Annotated in this window: 21 protein-coding genes; 7 read left to right on the top strand and 14 right to left on the bottom strand. The window is 57.1% G+C overall.

Features of this window, described 5'->3' with window-relative positions; genetic code table 11:
* Nucleotides 1-240: 240 nt before the first annotated feature.
* Nucleotides 241-549, bottom strand: a complete 309-nt coding sequence (locus tag Q7U76_01810) for a hypothetical protein (GenBank protein ID MDO8355111.1) — start codon at nt 547-549, stop codon at nt 241-243.
* Nucleotides 550-1,206: 657 nt separating this feature from the next.
* Here Q7U76_01810 and Q7U76_01805 point away from each other — a divergent pair.
* From Q7U76_01805 to Q7U76_01775, 7 genes are all read left to right on the top strand, one after another.
* Nucleotides 1,207-1,959 (top strand): zinc transporter ZupT, encoded by a 753-nt coding sequence (locus Q7U76_01805; protein MDO8355110.1) that lies wholly within the window; start codon nt 1,207-1,209, stop codon nt 1,957-1,959.
* Nucleotides 1,960-2,040: 81 nt separating this feature from the next.
* A complete protein-coding gene (locus tag Q7U76_01800) occupies nt 2,041-2,541 on the top strand; it encodes a DUF2127 domain-containing protein (GenBank protein MDO8355109.1) in 501 nt (166 codons plus the stop codon).
* Nucleotides 2,542-2,758: 217 nt separating this feature from the next.
* Nucleotides 2,759-3,193, top strand: a complete 435-nt coding sequence (locus Q7U76_01795) for a Pvc16 family protein (protein ID MDO8355108.1) — start codon at nt 2,759-2,761, stop codon at nt 3,191-3,193.
* A gap of 106 nt (nt 3,194-3,299) precedes the next feature.
* The gene (locus Q7U76_01790; GenBank protein ID MDO8355107.1) at nt 3,300-3,680 is read left to right on the top strand and encodes a PilZ domain-containing protein; all 381 of its coding nucleotides are present in this window, start codon (nt 3,300-3,302) and stop codon (nt 3,678-3,680) included.
* Between the two features lie 463 nt (nt 3,681-4,143).
* Complete coding sequence (locus tag Q7U76_01785) at nt 4,144-4,593, top strand: hypothetical protein (protein MDO8355106.1); 450 nt, start codon at nt 4,144-4,146, stop codon at nt 4,591-4,593.
* A 4-nt stretch (nt 4,594-4,597) separates the two neighbouring features.
* Entirely contained in the window at nt 4,598-5,488 is an 891-nt protein-coding gene (locus tag Q7U76_01780; protein ID MDO8355105.1) for a CoB--CoM heterodisulfide reductase iron-sulfur subunit B family protein, read from the top strand.
* 21 nt (nt 5,489-5,509) lie between these two features.
* On the top strand, nt 5,510-5,830 hold the full coding sequence (locus Q7U76_01775) for a cupin domain-containing protein (GenBank protein ID MDO8355104.1): 321 nt from the start codon (nt 5,510-5,512) through the stop codon (nt 5,828-5,830).
* A gap of 7 nt (nt 5,831-5,837) precedes the next feature.
* On the opposite strand, the gene Q7U76_01770 is transcribed toward Q7U76_01775, so the two are convergent.
* From Q7U76_01770 to Q7U76_01710, 13 genes are all read right to left on the bottom strand, one after another.
* Nucleotides 5,838-7,226 carry a sigma-54 dependent transcriptional regulator gene (locus Q7U76_01770; GenBank protein ID MDO8355103.1) on the bottom strand — a complete coding sequence of 463 codons (1,389 nt, stop codon included), beginning with the start codon at nt 7,224-7,226 and terminating at the stop codon, nt 5,838-5,840.
* Between the two features lie 3 nt (nt 7,227-7,229).
* Nucleotides 7,230-9,161 (bottom strand): ATP-binding protein, encoded by a 1,932-nt coding sequence (locus Q7U76_01765; GenBank protein ID MDO8355102.1) that lies wholly within the window; start codon nt 9,159-9,161, stop codon nt 7,230-7,232.
* A gap of 160 nt (nt 9,162-9,321) precedes the next feature.
* Complete coding sequence (locus tag Q7U76_01760; protein ID MDO8355101.1) at nt 9,322-10,539, bottom strand: sigma-54 dependent transcriptional regulator; 1,218 nt, start codon at nt 10,537-10,539, stop codon at nt 9,322-9,324.
* Between the two features lie 142 nt (nt 10,540-10,681).
* Nucleotides 10,682-12,463, bottom strand: coding sequence for a SulP family inorganic anion transporter (locus Q7U76_01755; protein MDO8355100.1), 1,782 nt, complete (start codon nt 12,461-12,463; stop codon nt 10,682-10,684).
* 147 nt (nt 12,464-12,610) lie between these two features.
* On the bottom strand, nt 12,611-12,778 hold the full coding sequence (locus tag Q7U76_01750; GenBank protein MDO8355099.1) for a hypothetical protein: 168 nt from the start codon (nt 12,776-12,778) through the stop codon (nt 12,611-12,613).
* A 329-nt stretch (nt 12,779-13,107) separates the two neighbouring features.
* Nucleotides 13,108-13,623, bottom strand: coding sequence for an NADH-quinone oxidoreductase subunit B family protein (locus Q7U76_01745; GenBank protein MDO8355098.1), 516 nt, complete (start codon nt 13,621-13,623; stop codon nt 13,108-13,110).
* 97 nt (nt 13,624-13,720) lie between these two features.
* Nucleotides 13,721-15,313, bottom strand: a complete 1,593-nt coding sequence (locus Q7U76_01740) for an NADH-quinone oxidoreductase subunit C (GenBank protein MDO8355097.1) — start codon at nt 15,311-15,313, stop codon at nt 13,721-13,723.
* A gap of 13 nt (nt 15,314-15,326) precedes the next feature.
* Nucleotides 15,327-16,868, bottom strand: coding sequence for a hydrogenase 4 subunit F (locus tag Q7U76_01735; protein MDO8355096.1), 1,542 nt, complete (start codon nt 16,866-16,868; stop codon nt 15,327-15,329).
* A gap of 11 nt (nt 16,869-16,879) precedes the next feature.
* A complete protein-coding gene (locus Q7U76_01730) occupies nt 16,880-17,467 on the bottom strand; it encodes a hydrogenase (protein ID MDO8355095.1) in 588 nt (195 codons plus the stop codon).
* 82 nt (nt 17,468-17,549) lie between these two features.
* Complete coding sequence (locus Q7U76_01725) at nt 17,550-18,509, bottom strand: NADH-quinone oxidoreductase subunit H (GenBank protein MDO8355094.1); 960 nt, start codon at nt 18,507-18,509, stop codon at nt 17,550-17,552.
* Between the two features lie 14 nt (nt 18,510-18,523).
* Entirely contained in the window at nt 18,524-20,551 is a 2,028-nt protein-coding gene (hyfB, locus tag Q7U76_01720; GenBank protein ID MDO8355093.1) for a hydrogenase 4 subunit B, read from the bottom strand.
* Between the two features lie 106 nt (nt 20,552-20,657).
* Nucleotides 20,658-21,293 (bottom strand): GPR1/FUN34/YaaH family transporter, encoded by a 636-nt coding sequence (locus tag Q7U76_01715; protein ID MDO8355092.1) that lies wholly within the window; start codon nt 21,291-21,293, stop codon nt 20,658-20,660.
* Between the two features lie 104 nt (nt 21,294-21,397).
* Nucleotides 21,398-21,710 (bottom strand): carboxypeptidase regulatory-like domain-containing protein (locus Q7U76_01710; GenBank protein MDO8355091.1); only part of this gene is annotated, 313 nt, incomplete at its 5' end.

The following is a 21,710-nucleotide window of genomic DNA, read 5'->3' as shown; positions in this document are numbered from 1 at the left end:
ATCATCCTGGGCTGTCTATCACGTCACGAGCAGAACAATGCCCCGCAGGACATCGCTCCTGACGATCGTGCCCGCATGCAGGTTCTGACCCTCCTCGCCCAGGTGGTCGATCGCCAGCCTTCATTCTTTATGACGGTTTGTTGGGAAATCGCTGAGTCGCTGGCTGGATGGAAAACGAAGGGGATGGTGTAAGTGGGCCCGGCTCCATGTGTCACAGAGCCGAGCCCACCCGCTTTGTTCTTATTTAGCTGCGGCTCCGGCAGCGCCGGCTGCCCCGCTCGCACTCGGCGCGGTCGTTGCTGATGCTCCGGTAGCTGCACTGTCTTTTGCGACAGCCGGTTGAGCCTTTGCGGCTTCCGCTTTTGTTCCGCCGGTATTATTCATGTTCCGGACGCCGCCTGGGACACTCAGGTCTATCACGCCGCCGAAAGCTCCAGCAAAGGGGCTGCCGGGGGCAGTCTGGGAAGATTCCGTTGCCTGAGCATACCCAGCGCTACACATCAGTCCGACTGCGACAACGCCTACTGTGACTGTTCTCTTCAGATTCATCGTCTCTCTCCTTGATTAATGAAAGGTTCTCTACGGCACTCTGCCCCCTGTTGGGGTCTCACGGACAGGCATGGCTCACGCACATCGTTTTGGATGTGAGGTCTCAGTCATGAGGATGATCCGTACCCTGGAGCACTGTCTGTCCCATTCATCCCATGATGCACTTTAAAAGCGTGTGCCGTACCTAGGCGGAACACTAGTTGTATTACAGGCACCCTGTGTGAATGGAACCAGCATGAAGGGCATGATGAATCAGAGGGGGTGAGGGGCCTGTCTGACCGTGGGGCCGCCAAGCGCATCTGAAGCGGGCGGCTTATGGTTTGTCTCTTTGTGCAGGGAGAGGGCTCTGTCCGGTCGTATCCTTGTGCTCATTGCTGCATGTGTGTTCACGAGTGGGTGCCAGTTGTTCGATTGCATGCCGGCCGCGTCAATCGGGTATTCCAAAGCTGAGAATGGCCGCCTCTGCGCGACCTGCCAGACCACATCGGCTCGAGTCTGCGAAACGGTCTGCGTGGGAGTTAGAAGGGACCGTGATTTTTGAACTCCCTGTCATGGTATGTCCGCTTCGTCTCAAATCCTTCTGAGCGGCTTTCTGTCGTCGCGAGTCCTGAAAGTTCAATCTTTTCTTTCACCCTGCCGTTCTGATACAACCCGTCGATGCTGAACTTATTCGCGTTAGGTGCCCTTGCCGGTCTTATTCCTGTCTATCTGGGAATCGGCGCAGCCCTGTTGCTTGGGAAGGTATTGCCACGATCCTGGGAAGGCGGATTGATCGGTGTCGCGACCGGGGTGTTGCTCTATCTGTTCTTCGACTTGATGCATGAGGCGGTGGAGCTCAGCGGAGCCCGCGACATGTTGTCGTGGGTGGCTTTTCTGGTGAGTCTTGGCGCAAGTCTGGTCGGTCTCGTGGCGTTGGAATCGAAGCAGGTGTTCGGTGGCCGCCACACCAGCCGATTCCTCACGCTCCCCTATATGATCGCGATAGGGATGGGCTTTCACAACCTTGGCGAAGGGCTCGCCATCGGCGCCAGCTATGGGAGCGGAGAATGGACCCTCAGCCTGTTGCTGGTGGGGGGCTTTGCGTTGCACAACGGCACGGAAGGGTTCGGCATTGTCGGTGCTGCCGGGAAAACGCCGGTGCAATGGAAGGATGTGCTTCTCCTTGGGTTAGTGGCAGGGGGGCCGACCTGTATCGGAGTTCTGTTGAGCGGGCAGGGTGTCTCACCCTATCTCTCCATCTCCTTTTATACCCTCGCGGCTGGTTCGCTGCTCTACGTCATTCTCTCGCTCACCACGATCTCTTATACCGCGACTCGCCGTCTGCAGGCCGCGTTGGGCATATGGGTCGGCATCAGCCTGATGTACGTGACGGCCATGTTGCTCACACTCCTGGGAGGGGTGCGGAGTTAGGGGTTTCATTGGTCTTTTTTGAAAATTGCCAGCCATCCACCGTGCCCCGGTCATGCTCTTGTGTGATAGTCTCTCCGACTGATGATGACGCGCGCGCACCATAATGTCGGCCTGGCCGTGATCGCGGTGTTCAAACTAGTGAAGGGGCTGCTGTTGCTCCTTGTGGGGTTGGGCCTCCTCAACCTGGTGCATGCTGAGATTGCCACCCTGTTCTCCCTTCTGATTGAGGCGCTTCATCTGAATGCCGATTCTCGCCTCATTCACGCGCTGGTTCTGAAGGTGGATGCGCTGCAACCGCATAGTGTGTTGGTGGCGGGGATCGTCAGTCTGGGCTATGCGGGGATGTTGTTGGTGGAAGGTATCGGGCTGTGGCTGGAGTTCAGCTGGGCTGCGTATCTGACGGTGGTCTCGACGAGCTTGCTGCTGCCGTTCGAACTCTACGAAGTGATTGAGCAGGTGTCGATGCTCCGGGTCGGCGTCCTGCTGGTGAACCTTGCCATCCTGTTCTACCTCGTCAGCCAATTGAAACATCATGCGTTGCGCGCACGGGCGCATTCCACAACACAAGCCTCTGCCGCGTAATCGGCGCAGGGATTTGCCGGGTCTTCAGTCTCTGCCGCGCCAGCCACTCATCACGTTCGTGCCTGTCTTTCGTTCGCTCGCGCCTTCCAGATCCTGAGAATTCACTTGGGGACCTATTATGGGATCGAGTACACTGGCCTTCCGTCACAGCCTGCTCGGGCTTTCGTATTTGTGGCAGGGCAGCCCCTGGAAGATTTAGCAGTGAGGACTATTGACCATGGCACTATCTATCCAACTGACGGCTCTGCGGGACATGTTACAGGCTGAGACTGGCCAGGCGGTGTTCATCGGCCGCCCGGATAACCATGTGATGGGTCTGTACCTCTGGCCTTGGAAGCTGGACGTGCAAGCGAATCTTCGTACGATGCCCCCCGTTCCTCAGCGGGAGTTTTTGAAGGCCAAGAAACCTGAACTCCCGCTACGGATTCGTGTGCTCGTGCTCCCCATGACGGCATCGGGAATTGAGAGCTGTGATGCTCTGGCTGCGGCACTCAGGGCTATCAATGACCACCCGGTTCTTGTCGCAGCCGACATACGTGGGCAGGTGCGCATTGATGCCATGCCAGCCGAAGAACTTGCGGCCTTGTTCACTGCCGCCGCGATGCCCCTGACATTGTGTCTCGCCTGCACGCTCGAAATCACCGCCTCATAACCTGTCGCGTCTCACGCGTGATGTTTTTAGGCTGAGAGCCCCCTCCAAAGGTAGGATATCGCTCACTCTCTGTGCCTCGGTACAATCCGCCATCACGGAGGGTCTGATGGCGCCACCTCATTATTCCAGGACCTATCATCGATTCCCGCTCCATTTTCCTGTCATTTTCGGCGGAGCCCCATTCGTCGCCGAAGGCATCCTGACCAACTTGTCGCTGATGGGGTGCTCGGTCATGTCCGATCGAGAGGTCCTCTGCGGCAGTGATGTCCGTGTGAGTGTCCTGCTTCCCAACCATCCGCAGGCTCTGTCCGTTGAGCTTGGTAAGATCAAATGGGTTAAGGGGTATGAGTTCGGGGTGGAATTTATTCGCCTGCCCCTGGAGGCCCGCCAACGTCTCAACAGCACGCTTCGAGTCGAGCTCATCCAATTCCTGAAGACCCGTTCAGGAAAGAGCGAATTCCAGGAGCTCCTCCATCCGAACGTCTAGCTGGGATACTCCCGTCGTTTTGTCCGCGATTCCTGGCGGACAGTGATTAGAGAAGATTCGCAGGAGTGTATTTTTCTGGTCCAAACGATCCTTCCATCCTCTCCCGTCTCTATCAGATTCCTTGCTCGCACGATACGGACCTATGCCGTTTCGAGCTGAGCCGTCTTTCACCGATTCGCATACCAGTCAACAGCGCCAGAGGTTGTAGGAGCGCGATCGGTTCTTCGCGATGCTGATTAACTTGATCGTATTTTTCCCCCTTCGCCTGGAATCATGTGATCTGGTTAGTCTGGTTCATCTTGTTTGGTGAATCGCGCCAGAGTAATTAGGCAAACGAGATAGAGCAGAGACACCATTCTGCTCTCGTGCGTCGCGTGAGAGGGTCTAGGCACGGTGACTTTCTGAAAGTCGGAAGTTATACTCAGCGGCGTAGGCTGGTGTCGGTGGGATGGAGGGGATGGCGATGAAGACGGTGTCTGGAATATTGTATGGGATTGTGGGCATTTGGTTGCTTGCCATGCCCGTTGTCGTTGCTGCTGGCGCGTCAGAGAAGCCGGTGACAGGCGATACGGTGATCCGTGAAGCGAAGGAAGCGGTGACGGCCACCAAGGACTACACAATTCAGCAGAAAGATGCGTTTCAACGCAAGGTGCAAACGGAGCTGAATGAGATGCAGGTGCGTATCACGCAATTGCGTGGACAGGTCGAGCATGCGTCGGCGTCGGCTAGAGCGGATATCCAGAAGTCGATTGAGGAATTAGAGAAGAAGAAAGAACTGGCCAGTAAGAAAGCGCAGGAGATTCATTCCGCCACGGCGTCGTCCTGGGAGCAGGTGCAGTCGAAGGCGGTGGCTGCGATGGACGATCTTCGAGAGTCGCTCAACCAGACCCTGTCACATTTTTCGTCACGGTAGATCCATGAAATATGCTCTCTATCCAGGTTGTGCGGCCCAAGGGGCGACCCCTGAGCTCTATCAATCGACGCGAGCCATCATCGGCCGATTGGGGATCGAGGTCGTCGAGCTCTCTGCTGCGGCCTGCTGCGGCGCCGGGGTGGTGACGGAAGTGCATCCCGATATGGCTCTGGCGATCAACGCCAGGACCTTTGCGCAAGCCGAACAGCTTGGCCTGGACGTCATGACGATCTGCGGCACCTGCCAAGGGGTGATGAGCGCTGCCAATCGGCGGTTGAAGACAGAGGCGGGGACGCTGGATCGTATCAACGCGCTTCTGGCGCCGGAAGGACTGGCCTATCACGGCCGGGTCCAGGTGAAGCATCTCCTCTGGATTGTGGTGCGAGACATCGGGCTCACTCGCCTGGGAGCCCTCGTCTCCACGCCGATGCACGACTTCCGCATCGCCCCGTTTTATGGTTGCTACATTCTGCGTCCGTCATGGGATCTGGGGTTCGACGATCCTGAGAATCCGCAATCCCTTGAGCGGCTCATCACGGCTGTCGGTGGTGAGCCAGTGCCCTATGCCGGGAGAACCAAATGTTGCGGATTTCCCATCATCCTCGAAAAGGAAGCCATTGCCGTGGCCATGGCAGGGACGCACATGAAAGAAGCCAAGGAGCAGGGAGCCGATTTTATGGTGACGCCCTGTCCCCTCTGCCACATGAGTCTGGATATTTATCAGGACCGGGCTGGTCGTGCGGTGAATACCGAACTCAACTTACCGATCTTGCATCTGCCGCAGTTACTGGGTTTGGCGATGGGAATTTTGCCCAAGGACTTGGGTCTCGCGCATCATTTGATCTCGGTCGATTCTATTCTGGTGGCGCATGAGCGCCGCCAAGCGCATCCGTAACCGCTCTGAAGGAGTTGTCGCATGAATGTGGTGAATCTGTCAGACTATCAGCAGTTTAGCAGTGAGAAGATGAAGAAGAACAACATGTTTGAGACACCACGATTCTTCTGCGACATCTACTGCTTCGAGCCGGGGCAGGAACAGAAGGGGCATATTCACGGCGAGCAGGATAAGGTCTATCTCGTGCTTGAGGGCCAGGGCACCTTTCAGGTCGGGTCAGAGAAACAGGTGCTCAGCTCAGGGCAGGGGACGATGGCGCCGGCCGGGGAAGAGCATGGGGTGAAGAATCACACGGACCAGCGTCTCAAAGTCTTAGTGTTCGTGTCGCCGAATCCTTCGTGAGCGCCCGTTACTCGTCTGCGATTTTCTTGAGCCGCCGATCCAGCGCAAATCTCGTGAGGCCGAGATATCTGGCGGCGGTTGTCTTATTGTAGTCCGACAACCGAAGCACTTCCTGAATGATCGCCTGCTCGATATCGGCCAGGGATTGTTTCCCCAGTTTCGATTCGAGCCGGAGCATGCGCTCTTCTCCCTCCACGATGGTCACCGCGACAGATTCCGGTCTCTGCCGCAGTTCGGCAGGAAGGTTGTCCACGGACAGCATCGTGCCATGGCAGAAGATCATGGCCCGTTCGATGATATTGTGCAGCTCACGAATGTTTCCTGGATAGACATATTCCCGCAACAGCGTCATGGCATCCGGCTCGATGTCGACGACGTCTTTCCCGAACTCCTTGCCGTATCGGATGACCGCTCTTCGGCAGAGGGGCTCGATGTCCTCGACTCGCTTCCGCAACGGAGGCAGTTCGAAGGAGACCACGTTGAGCCGGAAATAGAGATCTTCCCGAAAGCGCCCTTCGGCCACCGCTTTTTTGAGGTCTCGATTTGTGGCGGCGATGAGCCGAAAATCCACCCCGATATCGTCCGTTCCCCCAAGCCGCCGAATGGTACGCTCTTGAATCACCCGTAACAGCTTGGCCTGCATGGTCAGATCCAAGTCGCCGATTTCGTCGAGGAACAAGCTTCCGCCTTCCGCCTTTTCGAGCAGCCCGATCTTTCTCTGGACCGCCCCGGTGAAGGCTCCTCGCTCAAAACCGAACAGTTCACTCTCAAACAGCTCTCGCGGGAGGGCGGTGCAGTTCACGCCGATAAAGGGGCCCGATGCCCTGGCTCCGTTGTGATGGAGGACCCGCGCAAGATACTCCTTGCCGGTTCCTGTTTCTCCCAGGAGCAGCACCGACGACTTCGGATTCGAGGCCACATCCCGAACTTGGGACAATACGTTCTGCATAACCGAACTCTGTACGTCCAGGCTGGCGAACGCATATTGGCTGTCGTGATGCTCTGTCTCGACAGCCAGACGACGGCGCAGGCTTAAGAGGTCGATGGCGCGATCGAGCACCGGTTCCATCGCATCCAGATCGACAGTTTTGATGAGGAAGTCATAGGCCCCGAGTTTCATGGCATCGACGGCATCTTGAACGGTGCCATAGGCCGTGAGCAAGATGACCAGGCTATGAGGGGCCAGCGGACGGAGTTTCCTGAGGGTCTCCAGTCCGCTGAGGCCAGGCATCTTGAGGTCGAGAAGGATCAGATCGGGAATCTCTTGAGGCAGGGCAGCCAAGAGTGCGTCGCCGGACTCAAATCCGACGACCCGATGGTGTTTTCGAGTCAGGCGCTTGATGATCGCGTTGCGGATGGCCGGTTCATCGTCGGTTACGAAGATGGTTAGTTGCATGCGTTATCCCTCGACGAATTGGAATTCCTGGCGGAGCGGGAGCCAGATTCTGACGCTTGTCCCTTTCCCGACTTCACTGGTGATCTGGATGTCGCCCCCATGGCTCTCGATGATATTGCGGCAGATCGCCAGTCCCAATCCCGTTCCCTGCCGTTTCCCGCTCGTAAAGAACGGCTCGAACACGTGCGCGAGCGCGTTATCGGGAATTCCAACTCCATGGTCCGTGACCTTCACCACCATGCCTGCCGTTTGGCCGCGGGGGAGTTCGAAGGCGGTCACGTCAATAGCGGCTCCCTCATGAGAGGCGTCGATGGCGTTTTGGACCACGTTCAAGAGCACCTGTTTGATTTGGTCTTGATCGGCATGGAGCCTGGTCAGCGTGGGAGAAATGGAACGTGTGATCGTCAGGTGTTTTGCGGTGACGGTCGAATCGAGCAACTTGACGACGTCGTCGATCAGATCGTTGAGAGGACAGAGCACCGGAGCGAGTTCCCGTGGGCGAGCATAATCGATGATCTGATTGACAATGCGATCCAGCCGTTTCGTTTCTTTCAATATCATTTCCAAATCGGTATGCCGCGGGTCCGACTTGTCGAATTCGTCCAGGAGGAGAAACGCATTGGACCCGATCCCCACGAGCGGGTTCCTGATTTCATGGGCAATTCCGGCCGCGACCTGGCCGAGCGTCGCCAGCCGTTCTGATCGACTGAGGCGTGTCTGCATCTGATCCAGGGCCGTGATGTCGATATTGAAGCCGATATAGAGGGGTTGTTGAGTGAGCCCTTGCTCGAGGGGAATCCGGCGGCTCAATACCTTCCGCACCGAACCGTTCACATGAAGAAAACGAAACACGGTTTCATACGGTTGGACGTTCGCCACTGCGTGCGCGAATTCGGACAACACACGGTCTCGATCTCCCGGGTGGATCCACTGGCGAAATGTGTCCGGATCGGTCACGTGATCCGGATCGAGTCCCGCAAGCGCTTGGTTGTAGCGGTTGCTGAACGTAATCTCCGTTCCCCTGGTCGTGAAAATGCCGAAGGGGGCGTTGTCGACCAGTCCGCGATACTTCGATTCCGAGGCGGATAGATTGTCATTCAGCACACGGAGGGCTGCTTCAGAATGCTCGACCTGTTCGAGGTGGCTTTGAATCTGAACGCCTAGCCGGTGCATGACTCTCGTGAGATAGCCGATTTCGTCTTTTCGTTCGAGCAACGGGATGTGTGAAAAAGAGCCCGTCGGCGAGGATCCAACCGCTTTGGCCAAGCCGACCAACGGACCGGCGATCGAGCGGGCGATGAGATACAACGCCAAGGCCATCAGTCCCAGGGTGAGAATCCCTCCGACTAATATGACGGTGAGAGTCGCTGTCCGATCTTGACTCAGTTGGCCCAGTCTCGTTTCGACTCGTTTCTGTTCCTGCTGGTCGAACGTCACCATCAACTCTCGAATCCTGACCATGATCGTCCGTCCGCGTCCTTCTTCGATGTATTGGAGCGCCCTCTCCGGGTGCCCTTTCTTGGCTGCTTCGATGAGGTCCACTTTCTCAATAATGAGCTGCTTCACGAGGGCCTGAACCTCTAGAAATTGTGAGCGGTGGGGCACCTCATCGGAGACCATCCTGGTGAGTTCCTCCCCCACGGAGAAAATGCCTTCTTGCGCGGTGCGAAAGGGACGAAGATAGGGGGTCTGGAGCGTCAACACGTATCCGCGAAAACTTGTTTCGAGATCGACGATGAGCCGCATGTACTGGGCGGCTGATTTCTGCGTCAGGTATAAACGGTTGAGCTGCTCTTCATCCCGTTCAACCGTTTGGACACTGTGATACGTGACGACGCTGAGCAACATGAGGGCGGTCAGCGGGATCACTGACACCAGCAGCAGCTTCCGTTCGATCGGAAGATTATTAAACAGGCGAGTCAGATACTCCCGCATAGGCGCTCCAAGATGGTCTGAGTATCCTAAGTTCCAGTCGTGGGATTGTCAAAACGAGGAACGTTCGCGTCGCCGCGATCGATTGCTTGACGATCCTGTATTCGTGCAGCCGCTCGTCGAAACGAAGGCGACGCGGTACAGCAATCGGCTGCCCGAACCGTCAGGAGTATACATTGTCTTGTGCGATCGTCACGGGTGCAGGGAGGTCCCGTAATTCCGAAGGAAGATCGCCCGCCGTTAAGATAGTTCCCTTGCACAAGATCACCGCCCGTTCGATGACATTGTGTAACTCGCGCACATTGCCTGGAAAGGAATATCGTTCCAGAACGGCGATGGCCGTGGAGTCAATCTCCTTCACGTCCTTGTTCAGCTCCATCCCATATTTCACCATAAATTGTTTACTCAATGGGGCGATGTCCTCACTGCGGCTCCGGAGCGGGGGCACGTGCCATGCCATGATATTGAGACGAAGGTAGAGGTCTTCTCGAAAGCGTTGTGCCGCGATCTCCTGCTTGAGGTCACGGTTCGACGCGGCCATGACACGAAAGTCTCTTCTGATGTCTTCGGTTCCTCCGACGCGACGGAAGGATCGGTCCTCCAGAACCCTCAAGAGCTTTCCCTGCATCACCCCATCGAGATCGCCAACTTCGTCGAAAAATACGGTGCCGGATTCTGCCTGTTCCAGCAGGCCGAGTTTGCGCTGCTCGGCTCCCGGGAAGCTTCCACGTTCGTACCCAAAGAGTTCACGCTCAAAGAGGTCTGGCGAAAGTGCGGTGCAGTTGATTCTCACAAATGGGCCAGCGGCGCGCGCACTATTATGGTGAATCACCCGAGCCAGAAATTCTTTTCCCGTTCCGGTTTCCCCCGTCAGGAGGACGGTCGTCATCTGATTCTGTGCCGCTTCGGTCACCTGTGCGAGAAGTTGTTTCATGGATGGGCTGTTCGCGACGAGTTCTGACAGGCCGTAGTGACCGGCATCATGCTCGGTCGCAAACGCGACCCGTCGGCGCAAGAGGAGATACTCCAAGGCCCGGTCGACGACTGGCTCCACGCCTCCGAGGTCCACGGTCTTGATCAGGAAATCGTAGGCTCCCAGCTTCATGGCTTCGACTGCATCTTCGACTGTTCCATAGGCGGTGAGAATGATCACCGCCGTATCTCGCGCTTTCGTGCGAAGTGCTTCCAGGGTTTCGATCCCTGTCATTCCTGGCATTTTGAGGTCGAGAAGGATCAGATCCGGGACGTCGTGTTCGACGGCGGCGAGCAGCTCATCCCCGGACTGGAAGGCCCTGACTCGATGCTGGCGTCTGGACAGTCGCTTCACAATTGCATTGCGAAGCGCTGGCTCATCATCTGTGACGAAGATACTGGCTTGCATGGACAAACTCCTTTAGTAACCTGGACCGTGTGGACTGATACTCAGATGGCTAGGGGTGCCTGGAGCTGCCGTTGAGATAGAGTATCCCATGAAGTTGTCATCTCCATGTGCCCAAGGCTAGAGAGGGTCATGCCGTACCCTCTCATGCGAAGGCCATGAGGTTGCGGGGAGGATTGACGCGATAGGCCAGCACATGGTCTGAAAATGCGCGAAAATGGTCCACTCCTACGATGGCGCAGGTATGGCCGGCCTCGATACATTGATCCTGGAAATGGTGCAAATACTCCATCGAGGTATGGTCGATCACCTGTCCTGCCAAGATGATCAAGAAGTTGGCTTTGGAATTCGGCGGAACGACGAGCGTTTCGTGAAGCGCTTTATCGAGTTTCATCAGATTCATGCAGGTGACTGACGACAGGTAGATCTTGTAGGGGTTCTTCATTTCTCCAACCGTACCCCGTATTGCGCTGGTTGCAACGGTCATCACGCTGTAGCGTTCGCGAGAGCCGCGGCCGTCTCCGATTCGAATCACGGGATTGCTGAACAATTCGGTGAGCGCAGCCGGTAGCAGCCTGGCAGCCCGCCTGAAGGGCGACTCTCCGGACGGAGCTTCCTGGGCTGAAGCCCGTACCAGATCGATACAGAGCACGATGACCTTTGTCAGTGTGCCAAGGGCCACTCCTTCCAGCAGATCGGAGGTGTACAGGGTGACCACGACGGTGACCATCGCGATCAATAGCTGTTCCTTGCCGATCGCGAGCATCTTTTGGAAAACCCTGGGTGCGCAGAGTTGCCATCCGATCCAGATGAGCAACGCCGCCAGGACAGAGAGTGGAGTCAGATTGATGAGCCTTGTCCCGAACCACAAGAGGAGCGCGAGGGAGCAGGCATAGTAAAAGTTGGCCCAGAGGGTCCGTCCTCCGGCCATGATATTGGTCGTGCTTTTCACTCCGCCGGGAATAATCGTCAAGCCACCGGCCAGGCTGGAGAGGATGTTCGAGATACCCATGGCCCGCAGGGTCACGTTGGGATCAGATTTTCGATGGAACGGGTCGATTTTATCGACCGCCGCGATCGTGGCCAGCGACTCCGTGCCATCGATGAGGGTCAGCGTGACAATCGTGACCAGGAACGCCATCCACAAGTCTTGATTCTGCCAGGCTTCAGAAAAATGGGGAAAGTGGATGCCATGTTGGAAAATATCGAGGGGTATATGGACCAAGTATTCCTGCGGGAGCTGCAGAAGCCAACTGGCGATGCCGCCCAGACTGACAACCAAGAGGGGCGCGGGGATGAGTGTGGCCCACCGTTCTGTTCTGCTGGAAAGAAAAAAGAGGAGCGCCAGCGCAAGCCCTCCGACGAGGAAGATCTCCGGATTCATCTTCTGGATATCGTGCGGAATCGCCAGGATGGCTGCAGGAATGGATTTGACGGGTGGCAACTGGTCTCCTAGGAGCTGCGGGATTTGTTTGATAATGATCAGTATGCCGATGGCGCTCAACATGCCTTCGACCACCGAGATGGGGAAATACAGGGCGAAGCTCCCGGCGCGAAGGAGGCTCAGCAGCACCTGGACGACGCCGGTCAGACAAATCGCTACCAGCAGCAGCGGATATCCCACCGCTAAGTCACCATGGCCGAGCGCAATCATGCCGGCCAACAACGCCGGCGCAAGACCGGCGGCTGGTCCGCTGATGGTCACATAGGCTCCGCCGAGAAATGGAAAGACCAGCCCGGCGATGATGGCCGAGATGACGCCGGTGATGGGTGGGGCACCGGAGGCCACCGCGATACCCAGCGAGAGGGGAAGCCCGATGAGTGCGACCTGCAACCCTGCTAACAGGTCGTAGCGCCAATGTTTCAGGCCACGTATTCCGTTCCGGGGTTTCTCCATCGTCGGAGTCATCGGTTCATGAGACGACATACGATTTCTCCTGAGTATTCGCGTTCCCAGCGATCCCGTACAACGGCAGACGCCTCAAAATTTTCAGGGGTACAGGTTGGATCAGGGGGCGTTCTCGTTGCTGTCTCCGGTGAGTACTAGTGCATATGTTCGAATCCTGGCGCTTCTCTATCTGCCATTGATTGTCATGATTGCCCGGTCCGGAAGATCCGAGGAGAAGAGCCAGCCGACGAGTAAGATGGCAACCGTGAGCAGGACGACGACGACCGTCACTTTGACCGTGCTGACCAACAGATCGGCGCTCTCTGCGAGGACTGTCCGCAATAACGGCGGCATCGTCATCTCCCCTGTGTTGTGGTTCCAGTGGCTGTCCGTATTGCTAGAGTGAGCCTTATTGCCCGATGCTTCTAAGCACAACTGATGCCTCCGGAGGTATGTCGTTCGAGGCAATCCCACAGAGGGGTAATAACGGAAACATCCTGACAATACGAACGGTTAAAAGGCCTGACGCGAAGCTGGGTAGATGAGGAGAGAGGGTGCGGACATGGATGAGCGATATCGAACAGGGCGCAAGGTGCGATATCGCTCGTCATGGCAGATAGGAACGGGTTCCGGATTAGGCTACAGCGTGGCTTGTGAAGAAGGAAGAGGCCTGTCGGGCTGGCTCAGTCTTTGTCTGAGCCAGCCCGTACTTCCTGGAGTGCCTTGAGTATGGTCGCAGGACGCGGGGGGCAGCCTGGAATGCGGAGGTCCACAGGGATATGTTTCTCGACAGGGCCAGTCACGGCATAGCTCCCCTTGAAGACGCCGCAGTTGATGGCACAGTCGCCGAGGGCAATGACAATCTTTGGATCCGGCGTTTGTTGATACACGTCTTTCAAGGCTCGTTCCATGTTGACAGTGACCGGTCCCGTTACGACTAAGGCGTCCGCATGGCGTGGTGAGGCGGCGATGTGTATGCCGAACCGTTCGATGTCGTAGACCGGGTTCGCCAGCGCATTCATTTCCATCTCGCAGGCATTGCACGAGCCGGTATCCACGGCGCGAAATGCCAGAGAGGAACGGAACGGCCTGGCTTTGTCTTTTGCCTCAGATGTCGATCTTTCCTCCAGCGGCGCGCTTGCGGGATGCTGGCCTGTCACGACTCCGGTTTTGAGGCTCTTTTTAAGGATACGGAACATGGGTCCTCCTTCCACAGCAGGCACGAGGTTAGGGGCGAGAGGCTAGAGGCAGTCCGTCCCTACCTCTAGCCCAGTGCCCCTTGCCTCTTGCCTGCTTCTACAAATCATTTCCCGCATACGACAGACTAAAGCTCTTGTTGATGAGCGGGAAGTCCGGAATGATATTCCCGAGCACGGCCTGTTGGATTGCGGGCCAGTTCGCGAACGAGGGGTCACGGACTTTACAGCGATGAATGGTTCCGTTCTCCCCCGCCATCACCATGTACAGAATTTCACCGCGCCAGCCTTCAACGGCTGACAAGGCCCATTCACCGGTTTGTGCCACGCGACTGGGTTCGACGGCGACCGGCCCCTGCGGAATCTTCAGGCGAACCTCTCTGACCAGCCGCATGGACTCGTGGATCTCATCCATGCGAACACGCATCCGCGCTCGCACATCGCCATAGCGATAGTTCACCACCTTGACGGGAAGTTCGTCGTAGGCGGCAAAGGGCCGATCGCGCCGGAGGTCTTGATCGAGGCCCGAGGCCCGTCCGACGACTCCCACTACCGCATGATCCCAGGCCGTGCGTTCGGTCAGGACACCGGTGGTCTCCAGACGGTCTATCAGGGAGGCGTTGTGGGCGATGATCGATTCCAGTTCCGAGAAGTCCTGTTCGATGCGGTCCATTTCACTGACAATCTCGGCCAATTGTGCCGCCGTGAGATCGATGGCGACTCCACCCACTCTGGTGACTCCACGGAGAAATCGCGAGCCGGTCAGCCGGTCGTTGAGCTGCATGATCTGCTCTTTCATCCGGCTGCAATGGGCATAGGGCAGGGCATAGGCGGTATCGTTACAGATTGCGCCCACGTCGCCGAGATGGTTGTGGAGTCGCTCCAGTTCGAGAAACAGGCTTCGCAGGTATCGTCCACGGCGTGGCACCTCGAGATGGAGCAGCGATTCGACCGCCTGGCAGTAGGCGAGGCTATGGCCGATCGTCGTATCGCCGGATACTCGTTCGGCTAAGGGAACTGCTGCGGTCAATGTTTGTTGCTCAAACAGCTTTTCGACGCCGCGATGTTTCCAGAAGTGATGTAGCTCGAGTTGCATGATGGGCTCACCAGCTACAGAAAATCGAAAATGACCCGGCTCGATGATCCCTGCATGGATTGGTCCCACCGGTACTTCAAAGACCCCTTCCCCCTCAATGCGGCGGAAGTGATGTTCGCCTTGCTGCCGACCCAATACGTGGTCCCATGGGAAGTCTTTTTTGAGCGGGTGGGTGCCTTTGGGCCAATGTTCATGCCGAACCAAACGTCGCAAGTCCGGATGCCCCTGTGGAATCAATCCGAACATGTCGCGAATCTCTCGCTCGTACCACTGTGCGGCATGAATGTGCGGCGTGATGGAGGGGAATAACCGATCGGTTTTCGCAAGTTCAGTGGATAACAGCACCCAGCGGTGGGAGGGCTCCAGGGTGAACAGGTAGTGCAATCCATAGGTGTTGCACGCGGGGCGATTGTCGACAGCCCATAAGAGCGTGAGCTTGCCATGTAAGCTCGGTTGGGTATGGAGGTAACGGGTGATCGCCGGGAGGAGATCCTTGGAGACAAGAAAATGAGAGCATTCCCTCTGAACCTCGTCCTTTTGTACGATGGACGGGAACGCGGCTTTGAGTACTTCGTCGCAGGACCTCGACTCTGCCATGGTAGTCATCCCCCTAGTGAACCAGGATTATTCGCGTCGCCTCTTCCAATAGTTGCCGGATGGGCTGAGGGAGGAAGAAGCCGAATCCCACCAACGCCGCAGCGAGCACGATGATCGGCAGATGGCCTAAGGTCCAGGCTTCTCCCCGGACGATTCCCTCCGGCGGGGTGCCCCAGACCATACTGGTGATGCGATAGAGCAAGCCACTGAATGCAAGTACGGAGCAGAGCAGAAACAGTCCCGTGAGGCTCAGGCTGGTGAATTGGTTCGAGAAGGCAACGGTCACCATCCCGCCGCTGTTGCTCAACCATTGTCCCGGAACCCCTTGCGCTGCCAGGGCCGTGACGATTTGCACTTCGCTGGCAAATGAGGCAAAGGGAGGAAGGGCCGATAAGGCCAGTCCCGCGATCATCAAGGCCATGGCTGTCCAGGGCTGCGCAAGGGCCAGCCCCTGCACCTGACCGATCTCCACCGTGTGAAAGCGACGGTGAATGTTGCCCGCGGCAAAAAACGCCATCGACTTGGCAAACGCGTGATTCAGTAAATGAAACAGTCCACCGAAGGCTCCCAGCGGACCCCCGACCCCGAAGCCGATCATGGCGATCCCCATATGCTCGATGCTGGAGTAGGCGAACAGCCGTTTATAGTTGTGCTGAATGAGGATGAAAAACGCGGCCGTCACAAACGAGGCAAACCCGAGCAAGGCCAGCAGTCCGCCGGTGAAGGCAGGGGAGACGGCGTGGTCGACAATCATCTTCATGCGGAGAATGGCATAGACCGCGACAATTTCGAGCACACCAGCCAGCATCGCTGCCACCGGAGCCGGCGCCTCGGTATAGGCTTCCGGCAGCCAGCTATGCATGGGCACGAGTCCCACCTTGGTGCCATAGCCCACGAGGATGAAAATGAAGGCCAACTTCAACACATGCGGATTCAACTGGTCGGCCACAGGCAGCAACTGCGTCACGTTCAACGCCTCGCTGACGTCCCCCAGCACATGCAGCGAGGAATAATAGGTGAGCACCACGCCGAAGAGTGCGAGGGAAATCCCGACCGAACAGAGGATGAGATACTTCCATCCGGCTTCCAAGGACTCTCGCCGCCGCCAGAAGGCAATCAGGAAGGTTGTGGCGAGCGTCGTGGCCTCGATGGCGACCCATTGCACTCCGACACTGTTCGCGACGGTCGCAATGACCATCGCCAGCAGGAACATGTGAAAGAGGAAAAAAAAGAGGTTGAGCCTTGTGGGTGCGATCACTCCTCGCGCCACCTGGTCGTCCATGTAGGAACGCATGTAGAACGAACAGGCCAGTCCGACCGCCCCGATGATGAAGAGAATGAACACCGACAAGGCGTCGAGATAGACTAATTGTCCCAGCGCGGTGAACGGACCATCCTTCAATACGGTCCTGGTGATCATAACTTCCGCCCCCACGAGCAAACTCATACTCGTGAGGTTGATCGCGTGAAGCAGTGCGGACCGATGCACGATCAGGCTCAGCCCTCCCGCGAGGAGTGGCGCGATCAACAAGACAAGTATTGCGATCATTGTCATGAACTCTTCACTTATTCTTTCAGGGTCGTGAGGTGGTTGGTATCGACATTGTCGAACGCGTCTTGCAAACGATTCGTATAGATTCCCGCAATCAACGCCGCGATGAGCACGTCGAAGAACACTCCCAGTTCAACGATTAAGGGCATCCCGTAGGTGGCGGCGGTGGCTCCTAAAAATAAGCCGTTCTCCATGACCAGAAAGCCCACCAGCTGCGTGACAGCCTTTTGCCTTGCAATCATCGTGAAAAATCCGATGAGCACGATGGCCAGGGCGATGGCTAGAGAGTCGCGCGTGAGCAGAAAGCCCAGCGGAATGATGGGCTGCGTGATGAAGAAGGCCAGCATCACCAGCGCGCCGCAGATCAGCAGGCCGGCCGGTACGTTGACGTTCATCACCAGTTCTCGCTTGACGTTCAGACGCTCGATGACTTTCTTGAGCACCCTCGGGATGATGACCACTTTAATCACGCCGGTCAGCGCCGCTGCGATGTAGATATGATGGTTTCCGGTCAAGAAGGCTACCAGCGCTGCCGTCAGGACGAGAAAGGCCGATTGCAGCGCGAAGAGGTCAACGCAGGCGGAGAGCCGCCGCTGCGCCACGATGGCGAAACAGGTGAGTAAGAGTAGCGCCGAACACAAGTCAACGAGCTGCGACCCAATGTGTGGAGAAATCTGCATCGGCTCAGCTCCGAAGAATGTAAAAGAACAACAGTCCGAGGAGCGCCAGGATAAAGGCGACGCCCAGGAGATCCGTCACGCGGAATAACCGCAATTTTGAGAACATACATTCGATGACCCCGATCAGCACCGCAAGCCCTGCAATCTTCACCAGGTAGACCACGAGCCCGATCGCCAATGCGGTCGGCGCCAGCGTAGTCGCAATGCCCCAGGGCGCGAAGACGTTGGCGATCAGCGAGAGAAACACGGCCAACTTCAGGCCGGCCGCCCATTCGATTAAGGCGAGATAGCGGCCCGAGTATTCCAGGATCATCGCCTCATGGATCATGGTCAGTTCCAGATGCGTGGCAGGATTATCGACCGGCACCCGCCCGGTCTCTGCGAGCGCCACGATGAACAGGGCTGCCAGCGCCATCAGATGCGGGGACGGGTCTGTCACGATGCCTTCCAGCAACGCGGTCTTGTGGACAATGGTGCTGAGATTGGTGGAGCCGGCGGTCAGCGCGATGGCAAAGATGGAGAGGATCATGGCCGGTTCTGTCAGCGACGCGACGATCGCTTCACGGCTGCTGCCCATTCCGCCGAACGCGGATCCGGCATCGAGTCCTGCGAGGATCAGAAAAAATGTTCCCAGTGCCAGGAGATACACGAGCGCGATGATGTTCCCCGAAAAGTTTAACGGTGTCTGTGAGATGAACGTGGGGACCAGCAGACCCGCAGAGAGCGTGGAGGCGAACAGAATGTACGGCGTCGCAGGGAAGATCCAGGAGGTCGTCGTCGAAATCACCGGCTGCTTGCGGAAGAGTTTGGCGATGTCGGCATAGGGCTGGAAGATACTGGCGCCCCGGCGGCATTGGAATCTCGCCTTCACCTTTCGGATGAGCCCTACAAGGAAGGGCGAGACCGCGAGCAGGACGATGACCTGTGCCGTGACGAGCATCAGGGATTGAATGATTGAGGGCATCCTACTCGCTACTCCTAGACCGCGAACAACAGCAACATGACCAGCGTCACGAATATATAGGTTAAGTACAGATGCAGGCTGCCGGCCTGAAGAATACGCAGGCGGTCGGCGATTCTCATAAAGACATGGACCACCGGATCGTAGAGATATTTTTCGAAGACCGGCTCGATGTGAAACTCAAAGTGGCGTCGTTTGGCGAAGTAGCGGGACTCTTCCAGAAACTCGGTCTCAAGTTTGATCGTCGGCTGATAGAAGGTGCTGAAGACTCGCTTAATCGGTTGGACAAATCCCGTAGCGGTGTACTCCATCCGTGGGGACAGATTGATCCCGCAGCCCCAGGTTTTGTATGAGCGTGTCATCAGGCGGCCACCGAAGAGGAAGGCCAAGAAGAGGCCAAGGAGGCCGCCTAGGATCAGCATGGCCGCCAACATGGGCGGTGAGATACTGGAGAACTGCACGTTCCCGGGCGCCACGGCCCAGCCATCGAGTGCGAGCACCTTGTCGGTGATCGACACGCCGGTCAGCGGGGCGGTAATCCGGTCGAGGAGCGGCACGACGATCATGGGGGCGAGACCAAGTCCGACACACAGCAGGGCCAGGATGCCCATCCCGATCCGCATGGCGACCGGGACCTCTTCGGCATGGCGTGCATGGGCACTTCGTGGGAGAGCCAAGAAGGAAATGCCGAAGGCCTTGGCAAAGCAGGCCAGCGCTAAGACGCCGGTCAAGGCCAGCAGGGCTGCGGCGATCGGCAGCATCAACTTGAGGAATAGAGCCGGGAGTTGAAAGCTCAGAAAGAGTGTTTGGAACACCAGCCATTCGCTCACGAATCCATTGGTCGGGGGGAGGGCCGAGATCGACACGGCGCCGATGAGAAAGAACAGACCGGTCCAGGGCATGCGACGCAGCAGTCCGCCGTACTCTTCCATATTGCGCGTATGGGTGGCGTAGAGGAGAGAGCCTGCTCCCAGGAAGAGTAAGGCCTTGAACATGGCATGGTTGATCGTGTGGTAGAGCCCGGCCAACAGGCCCAGCGCAGCAAATTCATTGAGCCCGTAGGTGTGAAAGATCATGCCGGCGCCGATGCCGAGCAAAATGATGCCGATGTTTTCCACGCTATGAAACGCCAGGAGACGCTTGAGGTCATGTTCCATCAGCGCATACATCACCCCCAGTATGGCCGAGAGGGTCCCGGCGAGCAGCACCACGAAACCCCACCACCAGGGGAATTGTCCCCCAAGGAAATCGAAGTAGACCCGGATGAGTGCATAGATTGCCGTCTTGATCATGACGCCGGACATGAGGGCCGAGATATGCGACGGCGCGGCCGGATGGGCGTAGGGCAACCAGACATGCAGCGGGACGATCCCGGCTTTGGTCCCGAAGCCGATCAAGGCGGCGAGAAAGATCAGGGTCCGCATCCCTTCCGGTAAGGCCTGCTCCGGATGACGAAAGGCGTCAAACGAGAACGATCCAGCCGATTGAAACAAGATCAGATAGGTCAAGACCACAAAGGCGGTGCCGACGTGCGTCATGACCAGGTAGAAGAAGCCGGCGTGGCGGATGTCCGCCTTCTCATGTTCTGTGACGACCAGAAAGTAGGAGGCGAGCGACATCAGCTCCCACGCGATGAGGAAGAAGAATCCATTGTCGGCGATGACGACGAGTGTCATGGAGAGCAGGAACCCGTTCGTCAAGGCTGCCAGCGCGGCTACGGAGACCCGGCCATGGAACTCCTTGAGATACCCCATGGCATAGATGGAGGCGGCCAGCCCGGCGAGGGAGATGGTCAGGACGAAAAAGGAGGCGAGCGGATCGAGCCGAATCGCAAAGGCGAGCAGGGGAATAGGCGATGCGACGGTGGCCGTCAACGGTTCGGACGCGACGAGTCCACGGAGTCCCAACGCGATACCGATGAGACTTGCGACTGAGGCACAGGCGCTGCCCACTATCCCTTGCGTCTGCGGCTTTCGCGGGGTACAGAACGGAAGCACGAGGCCGAGCATATAGCAAAGAATCAGACTAATTAGCAAAACAAGCATAAGGTCGACATCTATCCTGTTCCCCTGACTCAGCGCCCAGCAGCGATGGCTTCGTGTTCCAATTCACGTAAGTAGATTGTGATTGGGACACATGTCACGTCCCTGCTCAATTGACTTCTGGCACCACCGTCAACTCCACCTGCGTATTCCTTCGTGCCCGATGATGGAGCATCGGCGGGCCAAGTGGCACAATCGCCTTGCCGGTATAGGCCTGTGAGAGACTGCCGATCGCGTGATAAAAAGCGAGGATTCCAACCGCCAGATGAGCCACTCCCGGAAGCGTTTCCGATATCAGGTTCAGCCTCATGCAGACGGTGAAGAAAAATGTCAGGGTAATGATGGCATGGAGGAGGCTTAAGGCTATAGACCTGTATGCGGTCAAATAGACCATGACCGCCGAGAAGAACACATACACAAGGTTGATTGGAATAAAGAGGGCGCTGTCAAAGTGGAAGGTCGTGCTCATACTGACGAGCTGGGCTAATGACACCGTGAACCAAAAAAACCCATACATCGTGAGGGCTGTCCCTCCAAGCTGTTCATGGTATCGAATATCGGCAATCCCGGCGAGCATCTGTACGAGACCGCCAAACACCAGCGCAATGACCAATACACCCACTCTGTCCACCTCTGGAATTTGTCCGACTTGTGCCATGCCCACGGTCAAGGCTCCGACAGCAAGGCCAAACAAACCGATAGCCAGCACATCGATCTGGCGACTGACAGTTTCAGCTTTTGTCATGTTCTCTTTCTCAAGATCCTCGTCTGCACCACACACGCACTACCTATTAGGAGTCCTGCTTCACCAGATGGTGCTGGGTAATTTGCACCCTGGTCACTTCCTGTCTAGTGATCCTGCCGGTGGATCATCGGATCGATGTCCCGTTTCGTTTCCTCGAGTACGTTGTAGCGGGTGTACGGATGATCGATTACCTCGTTGGCATAGAGCCGCCCAGTCGGGGCCGGGACCACAATATTGGCCTGCACTGTTCCCTTCGGGCCGATGGTGACGGTTTGCTCGATCGCGGTACGGATATAGGGGTGCCAGATGACCAGCTTATAGGTGCCAGGCGGCACATCGGTCATGGTGAACCGGCCTTGCTCGTCCGTCTTGGCAAAGTACGGATTCGTGACGGCTACACCCCAGCTCTCCATGTAG

Source organism: Nitrospirota bacterium (assembly GCA_030645475.1).
Taxonomy (GTDB): domain Bacteria; phylum Nitrospirota; class Nitrospiria; order Nitrospirales; family Nitrospiraceae; genus Palsa-1315.
The sequence above is the reverse complement of the archived record's forward strand: the minus strand, read 5'-3'. Positions and strand labels throughout refer to the sequence as shown.

Excerpts from the sequence above, each read along its gene's own strand:
- Q7U76_01810 (MDO8355111.1), bottom strand. The coding sequence starts at position 549 with ATGAATCTGAAGAGAACAGTCACAGTAGGCGTTGTCGCAGTCGGACTG.
- Q7U76_01805 (MDO8355110.1), top strand. The coding sequence starts at position 1,207 with ATGCTGAACTTATTCGCGTTAGGTGCCCTTGCCGGTCTTATTCCTGTC.
- Q7U76_01800 (MDO8355109.1), top strand. The coding sequence starts at position 2,041 with ATGATGACGCGCGCGCACCATAATGTCGGCCTGGCCGTGATCGCGGTG.
- Q7U76_01795 (MDO8355108.1), top strand. The coding sequence starts at position 2,759 with ATGGCACTATCTATCCAACTGACGGCTCTGCGGGACATGTTACAGGCT.
- Q7U76_01790 (MDO8355107.1), top strand. The coding sequence starts at position 3,300 with ATGGCGCCACCTCATTATTCCAGGACCTATCATCGATTCCCGCTCCAT.
- Q7U76_01785 (MDO8355106.1), top strand. The coding sequence starts at position 4,144 with ATGAAGACGGTGTCTGGAATATTGTATGGGATTGTGGGCATTTGGTTG.
- Q7U76_01780 (MDO8355105.1), top strand. The coding sequence starts at position 4,598 with ATGAAATATGCTCTCTATCCAGGTTGTGCGGCCCAAGGGGCGACCCCT.
- Q7U76_01775 (MDO8355104.1), top strand. The coding sequence starts at position 5,510 with ATGAATGTGGTGAATCTGTCAGACTATCAGCAGTTTAGCAGTGAGAAG.
- Q7U76_01770 (MDO8355103.1), bottom strand. The coding sequence starts at position 7,226 with ATGCAACTAACCATCTTCGTAACCGACGATGAACCGGCCATCCGCAAC.
- Q7U76_01765 (MDO8355102.1), bottom strand. The coding sequence starts at position 9,161 with ATGCGGGAGTATCTGACTCGCCTGTTTAATAATCTTCCGATCGAACGG.
- Q7U76_01760 (MDO8355101.1), bottom strand. The coding sequence starts at position 10,539 with ATGCAAGCCAGTATCTTCGTCACAGATGATGAGCCAGCGCTTCGCAAT.
- Q7U76_01755 (MDO8355100.1), bottom strand. The coding sequence starts at position 12,463 with ATGTCGTCTCATGAACCGATGACTCCGACGATGGAGAAACCCCGGAAC.
- Q7U76_01750 (MDO8355099.1), bottom strand. The coding sequence starts at position 12,778 with ATGCCGCCGTTATTGCGGACAGTCCTCGCAGAGAGCGCCGATCTGTTG.
- Q7U76_01745 (MDO8355098.1), bottom strand. The coding sequence starts at position 13,623 with ATGTTCCGTATCCTTAAAAAGAGCCTCAAAACCGGAGTCGTGACAGGC.
- Q7U76_01740 (MDO8355097.1), bottom strand. The coding sequence starts at position 15,313 with ATGGCAGAGTCGAGGTCCTGCGACGAAGTACTCAAAGCCGCGTTCCCG.
- Q7U76_01735 (MDO8355096.1), bottom strand. The coding sequence starts at position 16,868 with ATGACAATGATCGCAATACTTGTCTTGTTGATCGCGCCACTCCTCGCG.
- Q7U76_01725 (MDO8355094.1), bottom strand. The coding sequence starts at position 18,509 with ATGCCCTCAATCATTCAATCCCTGATGCTCGTCACGGCACAGGTCATC.
- hyfB (MDO8355093.1), bottom strand. The coding sequence starts at position 20,551 with ATGCTTGTTTTGCTAATTAGTCTGATTCTTTGCTATATGCTCGGCCTC.
- Q7U76_01715 (MDO8355092.1), bottom strand. The coding sequence starts at position 21,293 with ATGACAAAAGCTGAAACTGTCAGTCGCCAGATCGATGTGCTGGCTATC.